21 protein-coding genes are annotated in these 18930 nt (G+C 63.5%); 12 read left to right on the plus strand and 9 right to left on the minus strand.

Annotated elements, in window-relative coordinates; translation table 11 throughout:
- Positions 1-16 precede the first annotated feature (16 nt).
- Positions 17-1222, minus strand: coding sequence for an ROK family transcriptional regulator (locus NLY44_RS17125; protein ID WP_023804656.1), 1206 nt, complete (start codon positions 1220-1222; stop codon positions 17-19).
- A gap of 145 nt (positions 1223-1367) precedes the next feature.
- Between NLY44_RS17125 and NLY44_RS17130 the strand changes: the two genes are divergently transcribed.
- The 7 genes from NLY44_RS17130 to NLY44_RS17160 all read left to right on the plus strand — a co-directional run bounded on the left by NLY44_RS17130 (position 1368) and on the right by NLY44_RS17160 (position 8374).
- Positions 1368-2633 carry an ABC transporter substrate-binding protein gene (locus NLY44_RS17130; protein ID WP_023710878.1) on the plus strand — a complete coding sequence of 422 codons (1266 nt, stop codon included), beginning with the start codon at positions 1368-1370 and terminating at the stop codon, positions 2631-2633.
- Positions 2634-2713: 80 nt separating this feature from the next.
- Positions 2714-3649: a carbohydrate ABC transporter permease gene (locus NLY44_RS17135; RefSeq protein ID WP_023804655.1), complete on the plus strand. Its 936-nt coding sequence runs from the start codon at positions 2714-2716 to the stop codon at positions 3647-3649.
- A complete protein-coding gene (locus tag NLY44_RS17140; RefSeq protein ID WP_023671100.1) occupies positions 3642-4547 on the plus strand; it encodes a carbohydrate ABC transporter permease in 906 nt (301 codons plus the stop codon). The genes NLY44_RS17135 and NLY44_RS17140 overlap by 8 nt, the downstream gene beginning before the upstream one ends.
- Positions 4548-4629: 82 nt before the next feature.
- Positions 4630-5736, plus strand: coding sequence for an ABC transporter ATP-binding protein (locus NLY44_RS17145; protein ID WP_023804654.1), 1107 nt, complete (start codon positions 4630-4632; stop codon positions 5734-5736).
- Between the two features lie 39 nt (positions 5737-5775).
- Positions 5776-6543 carry an SDR family NAD(P)-dependent oxidoreductase gene (locus NLY44_RS17150; protein WP_023726514.1) on the plus strand — a complete coding sequence of 256 codons (768 nt, stop codon included), beginning with the start codon at positions 5776-5778 and terminating at the stop codon, positions 6541-6543.
- A gap of 26 nt (positions 6544-6569) precedes the next feature.
- Complete coding sequence (locus NLY44_RS17155) at positions 6570-7565, plus strand: sugar phosphate isomerase/epimerase family protein (RefSeq protein ID WP_023804653.1); 996 nt, start codon at positions 6570-6572, stop codon at positions 7563-7565.
- Positions 7562-8374 (plus strand): SDR family NAD(P)-dependent oxidoreductase, encoded by an 813-nt coding sequence (locus tag NLY44_RS17160; RefSeq protein WP_023710874.1) that lies wholly within the window; start codon positions 7562-7564, stop codon positions 8372-8374. The genes NLY44_RS17155 and NLY44_RS17160 overlap by 4 nt, the downstream gene beginning before the upstream one ends.
- 410 nt (positions 8375-8784) lie before the next feature.
- On the opposite strand, the gene NLY44_RS17165 is transcribed toward NLY44_RS17160, so the two are convergent.
- From NLY44_RS17165 to NLY44_RS17185, 5 genes are all read right to left on the minus strand, one after another.
- Positions 8785-9219 (minus strand): hypothetical protein, encoded by a 435-nt coding sequence (locus NLY44_RS17165; RefSeq protein ID WP_023671095.1) that lies wholly within the window; start codon positions 9217-9219, stop codon positions 8785-8787.
- Between the two features lie 692 nt (positions 9220-9911).
- A complete protein-coding gene (locus NLY44_RS17170) occupies positions 9912-10460 on the minus strand; it encodes a dihydrofolate reductase family protein (RefSeq protein ID WP_023804652.1) in 549 nt (182 codons plus the stop codon).
- Between the two features lie 170 nt (positions 10461-10630).
- A complete protein-coding gene (locus NLY44_RS17175) occupies positions 10631-10900 on the minus strand; it encodes a PilZ domain-containing protein (RefSeq protein ID WP_023726509.1) in 270 nt (89 codons plus the stop codon).
- Between the two features lie 59 nt (positions 10901-10959).
- Entirely contained in the window at positions 10960-11169 is a 210-nt protein-coding gene (locus NLY44_RS17180) for a hypothetical protein (RefSeq protein WP_023671091.1), read from the minus strand.
- A gap of 215 nt (positions 11170-11384) precedes the next feature.
- On the minus strand, positions 11385-11747 hold the full coding sequence (locus tag NLY44_RS17185) for a hypothetical protein (RefSeq protein ID WP_023804651.1): 363 nt from the start codon (positions 11745-11747) through the stop codon (positions 11385-11387).
- A 130-nt stretch (positions 11748-11877) separates the two neighbouring features.
- Here NLY44_RS17185 and NLY44_RS17190 point away from each other — a divergent pair, with 130 nt between their 5' ends.
- The 4 genes from NLY44_RS17190 to NLY44_RS17205 all read left to right on the plus strand — a co-directional run bounded on the left by NLY44_RS17190 (position 11878) and on the right by NLY44_RS17205 (position 14518).
- Positions 11878-12066: a hypothetical protein gene (locus NLY44_RS17190; protein WP_023671089.1), complete on the plus strand. Its 189-nt coding sequence runs from the start codon at positions 11878-11880 to the stop codon at positions 12064-12066.
- 259 nt (positions 12067-12325) lie between these two features.
- On the plus strand, positions 12326-13078 hold the full coding sequence (locus NLY44_RS17195) for a DUF4142 domain-containing protein (RefSeq protein WP_023671088.1): 753 nt from the start codon (positions 12326-12328) through the stop codon (positions 13076-13078).
- A 31-nt stretch (positions 13079-13109) separates the two neighbouring features.
- Positions 13110-13715, plus strand: a complete 606-nt coding sequence (locus NLY44_RS17200; protein ID WP_023704148.1) for a general stress protein — start codon at positions 13110-13112, stop codon at positions 13713-13715.
- A 182-nt stretch (positions 13716-13897) separates the two neighbouring features.
- Positions 13898-14518 carry a hypothetical protein gene (locus tag NLY44_RS17205; protein WP_031195548.1) on the plus strand — a complete coding sequence of 207 codons (621 nt, stop codon included), beginning with the start codon at positions 13898-13900 and terminating at the stop codon, positions 14516-14518.
- A 47-nt stretch (positions 14519-14565) separates the two neighbouring features.
- On the opposite strand, the gene NLY44_RS17210 is transcribed toward NLY44_RS17205, so the two are convergent.
- The 3 genes from NLY44_RS17210 to NLY44_RS17220 all read right to left on the minus strand — a co-directional run bounded on the left by NLY44_RS17210 (position 14566) and on the right by NLY44_RS17220 (position 17875).
- Complete coding sequence (locus NLY44_RS17210; RefSeq protein WP_023804649.1) at positions 14566-15714, minus strand: extracellular catalytic domain type 1 short-chain-length polyhydroxyalkanoate depolymerase; 1149 nt, start codon at positions 15712-15714, stop codon at positions 14566-14568.
- A 207-nt stretch (positions 15715-15921) separates the two neighbouring features.
- Positions 15922-16908, minus strand: coding sequence for an aldo/keto reductase (locus NLY44_RS17215; protein ID WP_023804648.1), 987 nt, complete (start codon positions 16906-16908; stop codon positions 15922-15924).
- A 226-nt stretch (positions 16909-17134) separates the two neighbouring features.
- Positions 17135-17875, minus strand: a complete 741-nt coding sequence (locus NLY44_RS17220) for a FadR/GntR family transcriptional regulator (RefSeq protein ID WP_023704152.1) — start codon at positions 17873-17875, stop codon at positions 17135-17137.
- 2 nt (positions 17876-17877) lie between these two features.
- Between NLY44_RS17220 and NLY44_RS17225 the strand changes: the two genes are divergently transcribed.
- Positions 17878-18903 (plus strand): NAD(P)-dependent oxidoreductase, encoded by a 1026-nt coding sequence (locus NLY44_RS17225; protein ID WP_280790950.1) that lies wholly within the window; start codon positions 17878-17880, stop codon positions 18901-18903.
- Positions 18904-18930 lie beyond the last annotated feature (27 nt).

Here is an 18930-nt window from a genome sequence, read left to right on the forward strand (position 1 = left end):
AGGCTGGTCCTGACGATCACCCCAGCGACAGTTCCTTCGTCTGGTGTCTCAAAACGAGGCCGACCGCGCCCAGCAAGGCATCGTTCTCGGTGTGCCTGCCAACGATGATGCGCGTGCGCAGCGCGGGAGCGACATCCCGGGACTTGATCAGCGTGTGGCGTGCATAGGACGCGATCAGCGGCGTCAACAGAATGTCCCCTGCCAAAGCCATGTGGCCGCCGATGATGATAAGCGGCGGATTGAGCACCGAGCCGATCAGGCCGAGACCCCGGCCGGCGATCTCGGCGGTATCCTCGATCATCCGCAACGCCCTGACGTCGCCCTGCTCGGCCATGGCGATGACATCGTCCATGGTGACTTGCCGCCCAACGACACGCGAAATCTGTTCCAGCGGCCGGGTAAAACTCGCGTAGAGCTCCAGGCATCCGCGATTGCCGCAGCGGCAAAGGTCGCCGCCGGGATCGATGCTGATGTGCCCGAATTCGCCGGCGCCGCCTGCGACGCCCGTCACCAGCCGGCCATGCTGGACAATGGCGCCGCCGACACCCAGATCGATCTTGAACAGCACGAAATCGTCCTGGCCGACGGCCGCACCCCACATCAGCTCGGCAATGGCCGCGCAGTTGCTCTCGTTGTCGGCGAAGATCGGCTGTTCCAGAACGGGTCCGAACACATCTCGTATGTTGACGCCGGCCCATGTTGGAACCATGCTTGCGCGCAGCACCACTCCATCGCGGCTGACAGGGCCGGAGACGGAGACACCAACCCCCAGGAGCCCCGCCACCGGCAGACCGTTTTCCCTGTAAGATTGGGCAATCGCCGATTTGACCGCCTGGGCCGCCTGTTGCGGCTGGTAGTCCAGCGCCATTGGAATATTTTGTTCGGCAATGACGGAATGCGAGACATCGGCGACGATGAGCCGTATCTGCTGAAGAGCCAGGTGAATGCCGACGCAGGTGCCCGCTGTCGGATTGAGCGTCACCGCGGCGGCTGGCCTGCCGATGCCTCGGATGCCGTCGCGGCTGGTCGGGGCTTCGATCACCATTCCAGACTTTTTCAAGCCGTTAAGCGCGGTTGACACCGTCGAGCGCGCCAGACCGGTGGCGCGTGCGATCTGCAAGGCGGAGAGCGCACCGCGCTCACTCAGGCAGCGCACGATCATGCTCTCCGGCGACGCGGAGGGTCTGTCGATCAGCCAGGTTCTAAGCGAAGGTTTTGTCATGGCTCAACATAAACATCGTTGACTGATAGCTCCAATATGTCATCTTGGAAAGAACTCGAGATTGACGCATCTCGCCGGCGGCGGCTTCAAACCGCGGCCATAAGCGGTCGAGACGAACCGTGCAACACGATATGGGAGTGAAACGATGAAGTCCGTCATGACCGCGCTTGCGGCCGCTGCTGCGTGCACATTTTTCGCCGGAACAGCCTTCGCCGAACCCAAGACCAACCTTTTGCACCAGTGGGCGACCGGATCGGACGCCCAGGCGATCGCCAAGCTCGGCGAGATGTTCACCGCCAAGGGCGGCAAATGGGAACAGACCTCGATCGCCGGCCACACCGCCAATACGCTGGCCAAGCTGCGCGCCGACGTGATCGCCGGCAATGCCCCGCCTGCCGTGCAGCTCAAGGGCCCCGAGATCGCCGAATGGAACGAGACCGGCATGACCGCCGATCTCGACGAGTTGGCGGCCTCGGAAGGGTGGGAGAAAGTGGTGGCGCCGGAATTGCTTCCGGTGATGAAGCCGACCGGCAAATGGGTCGCCGCGCCCATGAACATCCACCGCATCAACTGGCTCTGGGCCTCGCCCAAGGTCATGCAGGCGGCCGGCGTGGCGGAAATGCCCAAGACCTGGGCCGAGTTCAATGCCGCCTGCGACAAGATCGTCGCCACAGGCAAGATCTGCATCTCGCATTCGACCGCCGACTGGACGGATTCGACGGTGTTCGAGGTCGTGCTCTACGGCCAGGACATCGATCTCTACCGTAAGGCCTTTGTGGAAGGCGATGTCGAGTCCATGCGCAGCCCGGGAATGGTCAAGGCCTTCACGCAGATGCGCCTGATGACGAGCAAATACATGGATCCGGGCATGGTCGGCCGCGACTGGGATTCGATGTCGGCGCTGGTCGGCAAGGGCGACGCGGCGTTCCACATCATGGGCGACTGGACGATCGGCCTTTTGACCGCCGCCGGCTTCAAGGAAGGCACCGACTATGTCTGCGCCCAGGCGCCGACCGATTGGGGCAAACCCGGCTTCATCCTCAACTCGGACTCGGTCGTGTTCTTCAAGCAGAAGGACCAGGATTACATCGACGGCCAGAAGTTGCTGGCCAGCCTGATCCTGTCGCCCGACTTCCAGACGGTCTTCAACCAGGCCAAGGGCTCGATCCCTGCACGCCTGGATATCGATCTGTCGAAGGGCTTCAATCCGTGCCAGCAGCTCTCGCAGAAGGATCTGCAGGCTTCGATCAAGGACGGCACGCTGGTCCGCTCGATGGCGCACAACATGACCATCCCGCAGAAGATGCGCGGCGCGATCATGGACTCCATTACCGAGTTCGTGGCGACACCGGACATGTCGCCCGAGGATGGCGCCAATGCGATGGCCGACGCGGCGGAAGCACAGAAATAGACGGGAATGGCCGGGCGCGATGCCTATCCGCCCGGCCGTCCTCCCTTTCAGTCCCGTGCTCTGCCAATGCTGTACTCTGAATGTCAAATCAAGACCTGATCCTGTCGGTACCGACGCCCGCCCGCCCCTGGCGCGAGCGGCTGGGCTCCGCGATGCCCTTGCTCGTGCTCGGCCCCTCACTCGTGGCGAGCTTCGTCTACGTCTTCGTGTTCACCGGCTGGACGCTCTATATCTCGCTGTCCAACTCCTCGCTGCTGCCGACCTACGGCTTCGTCGGCCTCGAGAACTACGCGTCGCTGTGGGCGAACCGGCGCTGGAACATCGCCTACAACAACCTGTTTTTCTTCAGCGCTTTCTACATCGTCGGCTCGATGGCGGTGGGACTGCTGCTGGCGATCCTGATCGACCAGCGCGTGCGCGGCGAAGCGGCCTGGCGCACGATCTTCCTCTATCCGCTGGCCGTCTCCTTCATCGTCACCGGCACGGTCTGGAGCTGGCTCTACAATCCGACCGACGGCATCCAGGCCATGGTGCGCGGTTTCGGCTGGGCGAGCTTCAGTTTCGCACTCGCCAGCGACCGGCACTATGCGATCTACGCGGTGATCATCACCGGTGTCTGGCAGGCCTCGGGCTTTGCCATGGCGCTGTTCCTGGCCGGCCTGCGCTCGGTGGATCAGGACCTCGTCAAGGCCGCGCAGATCGACGGCGCATCGACGTTCCGCATCTATCGCAAGGTGCTTCTGCCAACCATTGCGCCGATCTTCCTGGCGGTCGCCGTCATCCAGATCCAGTTCGCCATCAAGACCTTCGACCTCGTGGCGGCCCTGACCAAAGGCGGCCCGGGGATCTCGACCACCTTCCCCGCCATCTACGTCTATGACCTGATGTTCCAACGCGGCCAGATCGGCGAAGGTGCGGCCGCCGCCATCATGATGCTTGCCGCTGTTGCCGTGGTGCTGGTGCCCTATTCATTCTGGGTGGTCTGGCGCCGGCGCAAGGAAGCCGGCCATGGCTGACGTCTCCCTGGACCAGTCGCTCGACCGTCGCGCTGCCGCAGTCGCGTCGCGCCGGCATTTTCTCACCCGCTTCGCCATCTATGGGCTGCTGGTCGTCTTCGCGGCGATCTACCTGGTCCCGTTGCTGGTGGTGGTGCTGAATTCATTCCGCGACCAGCAGGAGATCGCGCGCAACGGGTTGATCTCGCTGCCGCGCAGCTTCCGCCTCGATGCCTGGGGCCAGGCCTGGAGCACATATTGCATCGGCGGCACCTGCGAGGGCATGCAGCGCAACTTCTACAACTCCCTGAAGATGACGATCCCGGCCACGATCATCTCGACGGCGGTCGGCGCGATGAACGGTTACATCCTGTCGAAATGGCGCTTCAGAGGTTCGGAAGCTTTGTTCACCTGCATGCTGCTCGGCGTCTTCATTCCGGGCCAGATTTCGTTGATGCCGTGGGCGTTCATCCTCGGCAATCTCGGCCTCAGCAATTCGGTCTACGGGCTCGTCCTCATCCACGTTATCCAGGGCATTTCGTTCACCACTTTGTTTTGCCGCAACTACTACGTCAGCATCCCCGACGACCTGATCAAGGCGGCGCGCATCGACGGCGCCGGCTTCTGGCGCATCTTCCGCAAGATCATTCTGCCGCTCTCCTCGCCGATCCTGATCGTCACGGTGATCTGGCAGTTCACCGGCATCTGGAACGAATATCTGTTCGGCGTCGTCTTCACCTCCGGGCAGCAACAGCCGATCACGGCAGCGCTCGTCGCGCTGACGGCAAGCGGCACCAATGTGCGCGCCTACGATGTCATGAGCGCCGCCGTGCTGATCGGCGCGCTGCCGCCGCTGCTGATCTATCTCTTCGGCGGCAAGTATTTCGTTCGTGGCCTGACCCAAGGGGCGATCAAGTGAGGCGCCGTCAAGTGAGGCGCGATCCAGTGAGCGGAGCCTGTCTCCTGTCGCCGATCGTCCCGTCCGCCAAGAAGGGCATCGCATGTCGACATTGACCATCCGATCGCTGCGCAAGAACTTCGGCGCGGTCGAGGTGCTGAAGGGCATCGATCTCGAAGCGCGGAACGGCGAGTTCATCGCGCTGGTCGGACCGTCCGGCTGCGGCAAGTCCACTCTGCTGGCGATGATCGCCGGGCTCGAATCTGTTACCTCCGGCGAGATCCGCATCGACGGAAGGCTGGTCAATTCGGTGCCGCCGAAGGACCGCGACATCGCCATGGTGTTCCAGTCCTACGCGCTCTACCCGACGATGACGGTGCGCGAGAACATCACCTTCGGCATGGAAAGCCGCCGCGTCCCGAAGCCGCAGCAGGACGAGGCCGTCAAGCGGGTTGCCGCCTTCCTGCAGATCGAACCGCTGCTAGGGCGCAAGCCCGGACAGCTTTCGGGCGGCCAGCGCCAGCGCGTCGCCATGGGCCGGGCGCTGGTGCGCGATCCCAAACTGTTCCTGTTCGACGAGCCGCTCTCCAATCTCGATGCCAAGCTGCGCGTCGACATGCGCACCGAAATCAAGAAGCTGCATCACCGCGTCGGCAAGACCACCGTCTACGTCACCCACGACCAGGTCGAGGCGATGACGCTGGCGTCGCGCATCGCCGTGATGCATCAGGGCGAGGTCCAGCAATTCGACGATCCCGCCACGATCTACAACCGTCCGGCCAACATGTTCGTCGCCGGCTTCATGGGGTCGCCGGCGATGAATTTTTTGGCCGCCGAACTGAGCCAGGAAGGCGGTCGCCGCACTGTTGTCCTGCAGACCGCCGACGGCAAGACGGCCAGCCTGCCGATCGTCCAGGCGCTCCCATCCGACACGCCGCGACAGCTTGTGCTCGGCATCCGTCCCGAGCACATCTACCGCTTCGATCCCGATCTTGCGCGCCGCAAGCCGGGCATCGCGCAGATCGATGCCGTGGTCGAGTTGGTCGAGCCGACAGGCGCGGAGACCATGGCCGTCCTGCGCCTGGGCGGCAAGGAGATCACCGGTCGTTTCGAGCCCGACGGCACGCCGCTTATGGGTGAGACGGTGACGCTCGGCATCGACATGGCGCGTGCGTGCCTGTTCGACCCGACGACCAAACGCTTGATCTGACCCGATCTGACCAAAGCTTGATTTGAAAAGAGTTCCGCCTTGTCCTTCGCCACCTATCCGAGCCTGTCCGAGCGCGTCGTGCTGATCACCGGCGGTGCGTCGGGCATCGGCGCCGACACGGTCCGCGCCTTCGCCGCCAATGGCGCACGAGTGGCGTTTCTTGATCTGCAGCAGGAGGCCGGCGAGGCGCTCGCGCGGGAACTCGCCGCCGCGGCAGCGCACGCGCCCCTGTTCCTGCGCTGCGATGTGACCGATATCCCCGCCCTCCAGGCCGCGATCGGCACGGTGCGCGACCGCCTAGGGCCTGTCGCGGTGCTGGTCAACAACGCCGCCGATGACAATCGCCAGCCGGTCGCCGACGTGACCCAGGCGACATGGGACCATGCCCAGGATGTGAACCTCAGGCACCACTTCTTTGCCGCCCAGGGCGTGCATCCGCACATGAAGGAAGTGGGCTTTGGTTCGATCGTCAATTTTTCCTCGATCGCCTGGCGTTTCGGCGCGTCAGAGATGGCCCCCTATGCGGCGGCCAAGGCTGCGGTGGTCGGGCTGACCTTCGCGCTGGCGCGGGCGTTTGGCCCCGACAACATCCGCGTCAACGCCATCGAGCCGGGCGCCGTCATCACCGACCGGCAGCGGGAGCTTTGGTACAAGACCGAAGGTTCGGTCGACCAGGTCGTGCAGCGCCAGGTGATCCGCAAGATTCTGCTCGGCGAGGAGATCGCGCGCACGGTGCTGTTCCTCGCCGCCGACGACAGCCGCATGATCACCAAGCAGTCGATCACCGTGGATGCCGGCCTGCGATGACCACACCTGACTCAAAGGATCGCTTCATGCTCGAGGTCGGCCTGAACCCCTACGGCCTGACCTATCATCTCGGCCTCCAGGGCCGCGGCACGCCACGCGCCAATCCTAGACCTGCGGGGCTCGAAGGTTTCATCGCGCTCGCGACCGATCTCGGCGCGCGCGTGCTGGAGATCTGGGTGCCATGGCTGACCGAGCTTTCCGACGACGCGGTGATCGCGCTGCGCGAACGGCTCGCCGGCCTTCGCATCGCGCCGGTCGTCAGCGGCGGCCTGCTGGTGGGCGAACCGCTCGACGATGCCTTTCGGGCCGCGCGCCTGCTCAAGGCCAAAATCATCCGCACGGCGCTGACGCCCATTCTCTGCGGCGACCGCAACGCCGCCGGCGAAAAATGGAGCGAGTACGCCGGCATCATTCGGGGGCGATTGGTGGAGTGGGGTCCCCGCGCGAATGCCGAAGGGTATGTCCTTGCGATCGAAAACCACCAGGACTTTACCAGCCGGGAACTCGTCGATTTCTGCGCCCTCGGTGGTGACAGTGTGGGCGTCACCTTCGACACCGGCAACACGTTCCCGGTCGGCGAAGCGCCGCTCGATTTCACGCGCGCGATCGCCCCCCATGTCCGCCATGTCCACCTCAAGGATTACCGCGTGCAGTTCACGACCGAAGGTTACCGGCTGATCCGCTGCGCCATCGGTGACGGTGCTGTGCCGTTCGCCGAGCTGTTTGCAATTCTTGCCCAGCACCATGATCGCCTGACCGCCGTCCTCGAACCGGGCGCATTGGAGGCGCGGCATGTCCGCTATCTCAGCGACGACTGGTGGCGCGGCTATCCCCCGAAGACGGCACGCGAATTTGCCGCCTGCCTGGCGGCCGCGCAGCGCAACCGGCTGCCCGACGATGCCGACTACCGCACGCCTTGGGAGCGCGAAGCCGACGTCTCACTGGTTTCCTATGAGCTCGACATGATCCGGCGCAGCGCCGCCAACATGCGCAAATTTGGTTTGATGGAGAATATCCGATGACGGCACGTGAACTCGATGGATTGACCGCCTTCGTAACCGGCTCCGGCCGTGGCCTCGGCCGCGTGATGGCCGAGCGCCTGGCCGAACTCGGCGCCAATGTCGCGATCCACGACATGGACGAGGAAGCGCCGGCGAAGTACGGCGAGTTCGCCAATCTCGGCGAAGTGGTCGAGCGCCTGAAGCGGCACGGCACGAAGGTCACGTCGGTGACCGGCAACATTGGCGACCAGAAGGCGGTGGCCGAGATGAAGCGCAGGATCGAGGCCGATCTCGGCGACGTCCATGTGCTGGTCAATTGCGCTGGCGGCGACATCGGCGCCAAGGGCGGCAAGCCGAACCCGAACAACGCCCTCGACATCGAACTGGACGACATCCGCGTGCTCACCGAGAACAATCTGATCGGCACGATGCTGGTCTGCCAGGCCTTCGTGCCGCCGATGAAGCAGCGCGGCGGCGGCTCCGTCATCAACATCGCCTCCGCGGCGGCACATCTCGGCTGCTCGCCCGAGGTCGTTTACTCCACCTTGAAGGCCGCGGTCGTGCATTACACGCGCTGTCTCGCCAAGGAACTGATCGACGACGGCGTGCGCATCAACGCGGTCAGCCCAGGCGCCACGAAGACGGCACGCTTCCAGGCGACCCGCACGGTCGATCCGGAGCGCATGGATTCGAGCAAGAAGTCGCTGAACCGCTATGCCGAGCCGGAGGAGATCGCCGAGGCGGTGGCCTTTCTAGCCGGCCCCCGCGCACGATTTATCAATGGGCAGGTGCTCCGCGTCGATGGCGGGTTTACGATCTTTCCGGGGTGATGGCGGGGTGCCTCGGATTTCAATTTCGGGGCCGAAAGCGGAAGGTCCGTTTTTCGGGATTCCTGGGTTAAATTGCCCCCTCACGCCTCGAGCTTTTCGCAGCGTCAAAACGGCTGTGGAGGGATTGGCAGGCTATACCGCTGACGAAGCGCACATGTGACGCACCGAGGATAAGTAACCCCGCTTGGTCACGAGGGCGCTGCCGACCGGTTGGTCGAAACTGGCGCTGGTACTCGCTATTCACGAACTTGCCGATCACCCTGACGAGGTCCACTAAGCAATGGTGAACGTCATTTCTGAAGTCGCAAGCAACTCGGCCGCCCTACTCCATTGAGGTCAGCCATGCCTTCGCGGAGCCGACGCAATCTCTGCTGGAGCCTGCATGCTTCTTCAGGCGCAAGCGCTGTGTCTCAGTGCGGCATGAATCCTTTTCTCAGCCAAGCCAATATCTTGCTCCCATTGAGAACCCTGCGGACACGCCCGGCGGCCCAGCCAGCCTGCATGGTGGCGCCGGTGTGGCAACTGCAGACGATCTCATGCAACTGCCAATCGGAGAGTTCGAAGAAGCGTCTGGCTTCCCCGTAGGTATCCGATTGCATGCCCGATGCACGCAGCAGTGGATCGTCAAAAGCGACACTGATCGCCGATCCGACCGCGCGCGCTTCTCCGCGGACAGAGGGATGCAGATGCTCAGTCCCGGTGAGAGCCACAAGGGAGCGCGTCGGATTTCGATAGAGCAGTTCCGCCCACCGCTCTATCCGTTGCGTCCTTGTAGCCAGCAGAGCCGGCGATAGTGGACTGATGTCCGCGACTGACTGGAGTTGATCGAGTGTCTGGTGCTTCATGACTGCCTCCTGTTGGTCGTTCCAATCCCAAGGCCTTTGCTGCAGGATTGGCTCACACGCTAAGCCGCCTCGTAAAGGAGCGGCGGCCGATCAGGTGTTGCCACCAATCGCCCACAGGCACCACGCGGCGGCATCTGCAGCGACCCCAACTGCATTCCTTCGCCAATGTTCCAGCGGGATGAAAAAAACTGTGCGGCCGGCCGACCCGACGGACCCGGCTGGCGCACGCAGGATCCTGAACTGCTGGACGATGATGACGCAGGCCTGGAAAGGCGGCTAGGTTGGACCTTGCTTTTCAGGCTTGACCATGATGTTTCACTACCCGCTCGGTCATCGCGGGAAGGCCAGGAGCAGAGCCGCTGGCAACGGTGAGTTGCGGACGAGGGCGGGCGGTGGAGGACGACGCCCTTGGGCCGCCAGGTCACTGAAGGACCAACCGAAGCGGCGCTTCGGGCGTAAAAGCGATGTCCTTGTAGGTCTGCAATGTCTACTTATGGAGGAACGGCGGCAAGGCCTCTTTGACCGGCATGGGGCGCATTGCTGACCGGCAGATTTTCGGCCGACAGCAGACCCTCTGCTGCTTGGGTACCCAGCACGCAAGCTGACATGTGAGACCTCGGTGCGAAGGCCGGGACCAGGCCCACTGCGACGTACGTGTTGGTTCGCATGTTGGCGCTGAAGCGCCTTATCGTTCAGCCTCGCGGCACATAGATCATATGAACCGTATCGTCATCGATCAATGTGCTCGACACCAGTTGCAGCGGAGGCCTTGCCTCGTGGAAGAAAGGCTTGCCCTTGCCGAGCACGAACGGCCTCACGTGCAGGTGATATTCCTCAATCAGGCCCAGCCCGGTCATAAGACCGGCCAGTTCCGGACCGGAAACGCTCAGGATACCCTCCGTGCGGGCCGCGATCTCGCGAATCTGCGTTTCAATATCTCCGGAGATGAGGGTGGCGTTGGGGCCTACCCGTGAAAGTGTGCGCGAAACGACCCATTTGGGCAGCTTGCGCCAGAGTGTCGCGAACTGGCGAAGCGAAGCATCCCATTCCGCGTGATCATCGTCCCAATAGCGCATGACCTCGTACATCCGGCGGCCATACACAGCGCCGGCATGGTTGCGAATCGTCTCGATCCAGTACTCGAAGTGCTTCTGGCTTGGTGCGCCCATGACCAGATTTCCGGCAAGGTCATCGACATAGCCATCGATGGAAACGTTCATTCCCAAGATAAGTTTGGCCATAAGCAGCGCCTTCACATGGTCGGTTCACGGATTAACCGCTTGTAATTTGCAAGCAGTCAGACGCTATAGCAACTGATTGCAAATCGCAAGTAGCATAGAAAGAAGCGTTCGTGCCGCAAACGAGCCCTGCCTTGTCCCATCAACCCTGCATCCGTCCCGGCTATCGCCCTCTACGCCTGCCTTCCCGAATCAAGCTGCACCCCAAGTCGCTCGTTCCGTCTCCACCGCACCACGGCGCGATAGCTGGTATGATCGACAGGCACGTGAAGGACGAAACGGTCGGGGATTGCGATATCGGCCTTCACCCGCAGCTCCGCACCGTGAGCGTGCTGGTTGCAAACCAGACAATTGATACTGGCGTCGCCAACGCGGATTGTCGCTTCCTTCAGAACAAGATCACGGATATGCGACCGTCGCTCTATCGGTGGGTCAGCCGGCATTGCCTTATCCCTCTGATTTGACGACCTGAAACTCTTCTGAACCCGGAATGGAAAGCGCACTACCGGCCCAGCGGTTGCCTCGAAAGACTGACGAGCTCGGCTTCGTCGACCACGCCGGCCATATAGTTCGCGATAATCCGGGATGCGATGGCGTCGCGTGCTTCGGGCGACTGACCGTCGCGCTTAAGCTGCTCGAATACACGGCCCAACAGCTCGAGTTCGGATGGCTGCAAAACGCCGGCCTCGGTGGCTTTGCGTCGAATGGGCATTTGTGATCCTCCACTGCGGTCAACAACATACGACCGCGGCAGGGAAACTCAACTCACCTGTCGAGGGCGCCGCGCGGGGGGCGCCGCGCGGGCGGCGCCGACCACAAATCCCGTTTACCCGAGCGGGGAGTTTTTCACTCAAAGCCACAGTAATCTGGCGTCCATACAAAGCCCGCCAGCAAAGCCGGCGGGCGCAATAGTCATAAGATACGCCACTAGAACCAGCTTCGGTCGCGTTCCTGGCTTTGCCCGAGCAGCATGCCGATCAACAACCCGGCAATGCCGCCAAGCACGAAAGCGCTGCTGATGGTGCCGGGATTTTGCTGGACGGCTTCGGACACTGTCTGCGCCTGCGATCTCAGCTGCTGCGTTGCCCGTGCCGCGCGCTCGGTCGCGCTGCCGTACCAGCCGCCGGCTTCGCCGACGGCATCTTCTGCGCGGTCGGCAAGCGTCCGGTTGATCTTGCTGATCTCGCGCCTCAGCGATGCGACCTGCTTCTCCAGGGCCTCCTGGGCCTCTCGGGCAGAAATCTTCGGGGTGTCCTTCGGGGTGTCCTTCGGGGTGTCGTTCTCGGCCATGGCTGTTCCTTTCGTTGAGGCAGGGGGAACGGCCAACGGACAAGGATGGTTCCGCTGCCTGCCGTCACGGTCATTCGCCGGGCCGGCCGCCAACTTTGGGAACACTCTCCCGATCCAACGGTTGTGGCTGATGGAGGGCACGCATTTGTCGAATCGATCGAGCCATGCTGAAACGCTGCGGACGGTCTCCGACCTGCTCCACCGCGCCCGCCGTGTCATTCGCGACGGCGGCCATGCGGCGGCGATGTTCGAAATAGACACGCTGCTGCAGGTCGCACAAACAGAGGTTGCGCGCCGCCTCGAACGCAACGATCGCTGAACCTCGATAGGCCACCGCGGGCGGTGTTCATTTGCCGGCGGCCAAGGGCCTCGTTTCCCTTTTTGATCGACTTGCAAGGCGCCCGTCGAGCCGGCCGCTGTCCTCAGCGTCGACATGGCAAAGGCGCAAAAAGCCGAGGATGAGGGGCCATCATCGCGGCATCGACCCTCCCGGTTATAACGCTTGGGCGGCGGAACAAAGCTTGGCCGCACTGGTTAGGCTCACAGCACGATGTGTGCCCCAACGAGGATCTCTGTCCATGAAAACACGTGTTCTTCTAGCTTCGCTGGCCACCGCCACTGCCATGGTCTTCGCCCTGCCCGCCTTCGCCGCCGACAGCGCTCAGGACTTTGTCGACAAGGCTGCCATCGGCGGCCTGTTCGAAGTGGACTCCAGCAAGATCGCAGAAGGCAAGGCCCAGGATCAAGGCGTCAAGGATTTCGCCAAGAAGATGATCGACGATCACGGCGCCGCCAACGCCAAGCTTGCGACCATCGCTGGCGAACAGAAGCTGAAAGTGCCGACGGAGCTGGACGCCAAGCACAAGGCCGATCTGGAGGCTCTGCAGAATGCCAACGATGCCGTCGACAAGCCCTATGTCCAGATGCAGCGCGATGCGCATTCGGAGGCGGTCACGCTGTTCGAGAGCTATGCCAAGGACGGCGACAACGCGCAGCTGAAGACCTTCGCCTCCGAGACCTTGCCGACGCTCAAAATGCATCAGGAAATGGTCGAGAAGATCGCTTCCGCTGACAATGCATCGTCGACCACCAGCTCCACCACCCCTGCCGTGAGCACGACCGACACCACCAATCCGGCCGCCCCGGTCCCGGGTGCCAACAGCTTCACCGAGGATCAGGCCAAGAGCCGCATTCAGGATGCCGGCTTCTCCGGCGTGTCCAAGCTAACCAAAGACGACCAGGGCATCTGGCGCGGTCAGGCCACCAAGGATGGCAAGACCACGACCGTGGCGCTCGATTATCAGGGCAACGTCGTTGCCGGCGCCAACTGAACCTCTGAACCAGATCGAGGAGATCAAGACCATGAAAACCGTAACCGGACTTTTCGACAACTACGATGATGCCTCCGATGCCGTCGGCGAACTGGAGGCAATCGGCGTGCCGCAGGCCGACATCAGCATCGTCGCCAACAATTCGGACGACTGGTACGACGACGGCGACACTTCCAACGCCGCCGAGGATGCAGCCGGGGGCGCCGGTCTCGGAGCCGTCATTGGCGGCGCCGGAGGGCTTCTGACAGGGCTCGGCATCATGGCCATTCCTGGCGTCGGTCCTGTCGTGGCCGCAGGATGGCTGGCTGCCACCGCGGTCGGCGCCGTTGGCGGCGCGGTCGTCGGTGGCGCTGCCGGTGGCATCGTCGGGGCGCTGACCGAGTCAGGCGTCCCCGAAAGGGATGCGCATGTCTATGCGGAGGGCGTTCGCCGCGGTGGCACGATGGTGACCGCCAGGGTCAGCGACGAACTCGCCGACGAGGCAGAGCGTATTCTTGGCGAATCCAACTCGGTCGATCTGCAAGACCGCCGACGCGCCTATGAAGCCGGGGGCTGGACCGGCTTCGATGCCAATGCCGACCCCTACACCGACATCGAGGCCGAGCGCGACAGAACGCGCAACGCCAGCCCACTCTGATCATCGAGCCCCGTCGCCGTACGGCGGCGGGGCCGAAGGTGCTGTCGGCGCACTGAAAGCGACGTTCAGATTCGGCCATAAGGGGCGGGTTCTCATCGGACCTGCCCCTTTTCGCTGTTGCCTTGGCTTGACCGGCTCTCGCCGTGTTAACGTCGAACCAACGAACCCAGCCCCAGGAAAGCATGAGCCCGTCCCCGCAACTGATTGCCGAATGGCCGTTGTCGCCGTCAGCGACACTCGGGTCCGCCGTGCGCTCCAAGGGGATCGAACGTGAAGTCAGAGCCCGGCTGCCATGGGCAGTCAGGAAGCACGTCAAGGCCGAGACGGGCCGCATCGCATTGCGAATGTCGAGATCCGAAGCGGAAGCGTTCAAGGCCGCCTCTGCCAGTATCTCCAAAACACTGGAGGGAGTGGAAGCGCTGCCTGTGCTTCCACGCGAGGTCGAGGATATCCTTACGATCTCTTCGCGCGAGCGCCACAAATGGCTCAAGGACGGTCGGCTGCAAAGCACCGGCACACGCACCGTCAAGATGCGTGGGCGATCAAAGTCTGTCACCTTCCACGTTTTCGACCCGCGCCACATCGAGGACGTCCTGGACCGCGATCTGGCAACCGTGTGGAGAGAGCAGGATGTCCAGGAGGTCGCCGAGAACAGGCGGCGCGGCGCGGGCAAGGCCGCGCTGACGCGCGCGGGAAAGGGCACCGGGCAGGCTCGCACTGCGAGGAACGCCCGGGACACGGATGGCCCGCCGCCCGGACTGAAGGGCTGGGATGCGTTCGAGGACGAAGGCCTGCTGCGATAATGATGCTGGCGCTTGCCCTTGTCCTTTGTGCGGGGGGAGCCTCAGCCTCAGCGCATCAATCCCGCTGCCCGCAGCGCGTCCTCAATGACCTTGGTAATCCCGCCCGCCGGACCGCCTGGCGGATTGACAGGCTCCGGGGCCGGATCGACACGGACAGCTCGCGGTTTTTCCTTCGGCGAGAAAGGCTGCAATGCAGTGCCTGAAGCGGCCTTGGCTTTCGCCGTGCGTCGTACCTCTGGCTTCGTCAGCCCCCAGAAACGGGCGATGTGGCGCGTCGAGGAAATCCCGACATCCAACATGAACGGCCCTGCTTTGCCGAGAGCATTGTCGCCGCTCGCCTGCAATGGTGTGCCATGGCCCATGCCGGCAATGCTGTATGCCTCGACCACGTCGCGGCCTTTGCCATCGGACCAGACTTTTCGGCTCTGACCGTCGACCTTTTCCGTGCGTGTCGGCGCTTGAGCGAGGCCGTGCACGCCCTGCCATTGCGCCAGCACCGCGTCGGCATTGGAAGGCACCACTGTCGTATCGGCCGAGCCCTGCCAGACCGAAATCCTCGGCCACGGCCCCTTGTGCAGCGAAGCAGCCCGCAAAAGACGCTGCAGGTCGGTTCTGGACGGGCCGCCATGGCCACGCATGCGGTCGAAGGCTTCGGGGATGGTCGAGGCGCTGCCATAGGCAAGCCCGGCAATGATCGCGCCACCGGCAAACACGTCCGGGTAGGTCGCCAACATCACCGCCGCCATGGCGCCGCCAGCGGAAAGGCCGGTGACGAATATCCGCTTGCGGTCGAGACCGTGAGTGACCACCGCCGCCTCGATCATCTGGCGGATGGACAGCGCCTCGCCGCTGTCGCGGCTTATATCGCCCGGCACGAACCAGTTGAAGCAAAGATTGGCGTTGTTGGCGCGCTGCTGCTCGGGGAAAAGCACGGCAAAACCCTGATCGGCAGCAAGTTCGGTCCAGCCGGAACCATGGTCGTAGCCGGCGGCAGTCTGGGTACAGCCATGCAGCACCACGACCAGCGCCGCCTGCTTCGGCAGGTTTTCAGGAAGATAAAGCCGCGCACGCAAGGCGCCCGGATTGGACCCGAACCCTGTCATCTCGGACAGGTGATCTTCCTTGCTCTGTCCTGCACCGGCGGGCCGGCGGCGCATCGCGCTCAGCCGGGCGATCGTATCGGATATGTCTCGCAAATTGGTATCCTTGCGCGCCGGAATGGGCAGACTCGTGCACACAACGCACACGCAGCAATATCGTTGCTGCACTGCACAATAACAAGCGGCACGGCCGATTAAATGACCGGTGGATCACAGGATCCGCTGCACAGCTTGTAACGACGAGCGCAATTTGCCCCGGCTGACCTCTGGTCAGTCAGCCGGTCGAGGGCGGCAGGCGCTGGCTCACCAGCGCTGATGCACGTAGGGCTTGATGTTCTCATCGTAGACCGCCTTCACCTTGGCCATCAACTCGGAGGATAACGGCGCAAGCTCAGCCGCTTCCGCATTGGAAACCACCTGCGCTGGATTGCGGGCGCCGGGAATGACAACCGTCACCGCATCGAACATCAGGATCCAGCGCAGCGCGAATTTCGCCATGGTGGTGTCGCCTGACACCAGCGGCCGCACCTTCTCGACCGCCGCCAGCCCGACCTCATAGGGCACGCCCGAAAACGTCTCGCCGACATCGAAGGCTTCGCCATTCCTGTTGAACAGGCGATGGTCGGTGGTCTCGAACTTGGTGTCCGCCCTGAACTTGCCGGACAGCAGGCCGCTGGCCAGCGGCACGCGGGCGATGACGGCGACATCGTTCTTTTTCGCCTGGTCGAAGAACAGCTCGGCCGGGCGCTGGCGGAAGGCGTTGAAGATGATCTGCACGCTGACGACGCCGGGATATTGCATCGCCTTCAGCGCCTCTTCGACACGCTCGACGCTGACGCCGTAATTGCGGATCTTGCCTTGCTCGGCGAGCTTGTCGAGACGCTCGAACACTTCCGGGTGGTAATAGAGATCGGTCGGCGGGCAATGCAGCTGCACCAGGTCGAGCGTGTCGGTCTCGAGGTATTTCAGGCTGCGGTCGATCCAGCCGGTGAGGTTCTCGACGCTGTAGCCCTCGACCGTCTGCTTCGGCAGCCGCCGTCCGGCCTTGGTGGCGATGAACGGGCGCGCGCCGCCGCGTTCCTTCATCACCCGTGCGATCAGCTTTTCCGAACGGCCGTCGCCATAGACGTCGGCGGTGTCGAGGAAGCTGACGCCGGCATCAAGCGCGGCATGCAGGGCGGCGACCGCATCGTCTTCATTGACCTCGCCCCAGGCGGCGCCGATCGCCCAGGCGCCGAAGCCGATCTCGGTGACTGATCTGCCCGTACGGCCAAATTTCCGTGACTGCATTTTGCTTCCTGACTTGCGGCTTTGATGACGGTTCTGATTTCGGGAGCCTCATACCGCATGGCAACGCGATTGACATCCCTCTTCCTGGGATTTACCAGATCACAGGGTTGTATGACAACCCGGTAAGACTGCAACGATTTGGAGCCGGGAGGAACATGTCGCTGATGCGCGAACTCTATCTCGGCGGGGTCGCCGGATGAGCAGTCCGTCAACCGTGGTTTGCTCCCTAATCGTGAACAGCTTTGTCGCGCAGATCCTCGAAGCGGGCATAACTTTTGGTCAGGTGGCTGCGCATGGCGCGCCGCGCGGCATTGACGTCCCTGGCTTCGATTGCCCCGAGAATGGCGCGATGCTCGCGCTGCATGCGGTCGAGATATTTTTCCCGCTCGGCCTCCGTCATGCGGTCGAGCCGCGTCCAATGGCGCGGGACCATGGCGCTGCCGAACGTGTCGAACAACCGGGTGAAATTCGGGTTCTGCGTCGCCGCCAGAATGGCGCGGTGGAAGCCGAAATCCTCTTCCGAGCCGGAGCCGCCGGCGCGCACCGCCGCTTCCAGCGCATCGAGCCGCGCGCTCATCTGCTGGAGCGCCGCCTCGCTGCGCCGCTCGGCGGCAAGGCCGGTCGCTTCGACCTCGATGCCCATGCGCAGTTCGAGCACGCGCAGTACCTCGTCGATCGATTCGAGATCGTCGGGCAGCACGGAAAACGTCTTCGGCGGCGGATCCTTGGCGACGAAGGCGCCGAGCCCCTGGCGCGTGGTAATCAGCCCGCGCGCACGCAGCGCCGCCAGCGCCTCGCGCACCACGGTGCGGCTGACGCCTGTGGCAGCAACAATCTCCTGCTCGGTCGGCAGCCGCTGCCCCGGCGCAAGGTCACCGGATTCGATCTGCGCAATCAGCGTGTTGACCAGACCCGTCCGCAGGTTGGGCGCCTGCGGTATGGCGTCGAAAGTCATGGGCTCCGCCATCGGTGGCACTCCGGTTCGATTCTTGTTCGAAGGCCGAATCTTATTCAAAGAATTGCATCGACGGGTGCCCGCCGCAAGGCGACGAAAGTTCGGCCCGCTGGCACGAGCCATGGGAGGATTGCATGAAAGAACGCATCGGCTTCATCGGCCTGGGCAGCATGGGCGCCGCCATGGCCGACAATCTGTTGCGCAAGGCCTGGCCGCTGACGGTGCATGTCCACCGCAGCCGCACGGCCGCCGACCGGCTGATCGCCGCCGGCGCCACCGAAGCGCCAAGCCCGCGCGAACTCGCCGCCGCCTGCGACATCGTGATCCTCTGCGTCACCGGTTCGCGCGAGGTCGAAGCGCTGGTCAAGGGCGCGGACGGCCTTGCCGCGGCAGCCAAGCCGTTGCTGATCATCGACTGCTCGACCTCCAATCCGTCATCGACGACAGCGCTTGCCGCCGACCTCGCGGAGCAGGGGATGACGCTGATCGACGCGCCGCTGGCGCGCACGCCCAAGGAAGCCGCCGAGGGCAAGCTCGACGTCATGGTCGGCGGCCCGGCCGAAATCGTCGCCCGCGCACGGCCGGTGCTCGAAGCCTTCGCCGCGAGAATCGTCCACACCGGCCCAACCGGCAGCGGCCACACCATGAAGCTGCTCAACAATTTCATCTCGATGGGCTATTCCGCGATCTATTCGGAAGCGCTGAGCCTCGGCGCCAAGGCCGGCCTGACGCCGCAGGTATTCAACAGCGTCATCTCCGGCAGCCGCATGGATTGCGGCTTCTACCAGGCCTTCTTCGATTTCGTCCTCAACCGCAACGAAAACGCCCAGCGCTTCGCCATCGCCAACGCGCTCAAGGACATGACCTACCTCGCCTCCTTCGCCCAGGCCGCCGGCATCGCCAACCCGATCGGCGCGGCGGTGCGCAACGGCTTTGCCACGGCGGTTACCACCGGCCATGGCGAGAAGTTCGTGCCGGCGCTATCGGATATTGTTGCGGGGTTGAACGGGGTGTCGTTGATAGAGCCGGCGACTGGGTGACGGAGGCGGCTGATGAGTACCGCCTAG

Origin of the sequence: Mesorhizobium sp. C089B, assembly GCF_030323125.1 — a bacterium.
GTDB lineage: Bacteria > Pseudomonadota > Alphaproteobacteria > Rhizobiales > Rhizobiaceae > Mesorhizobium.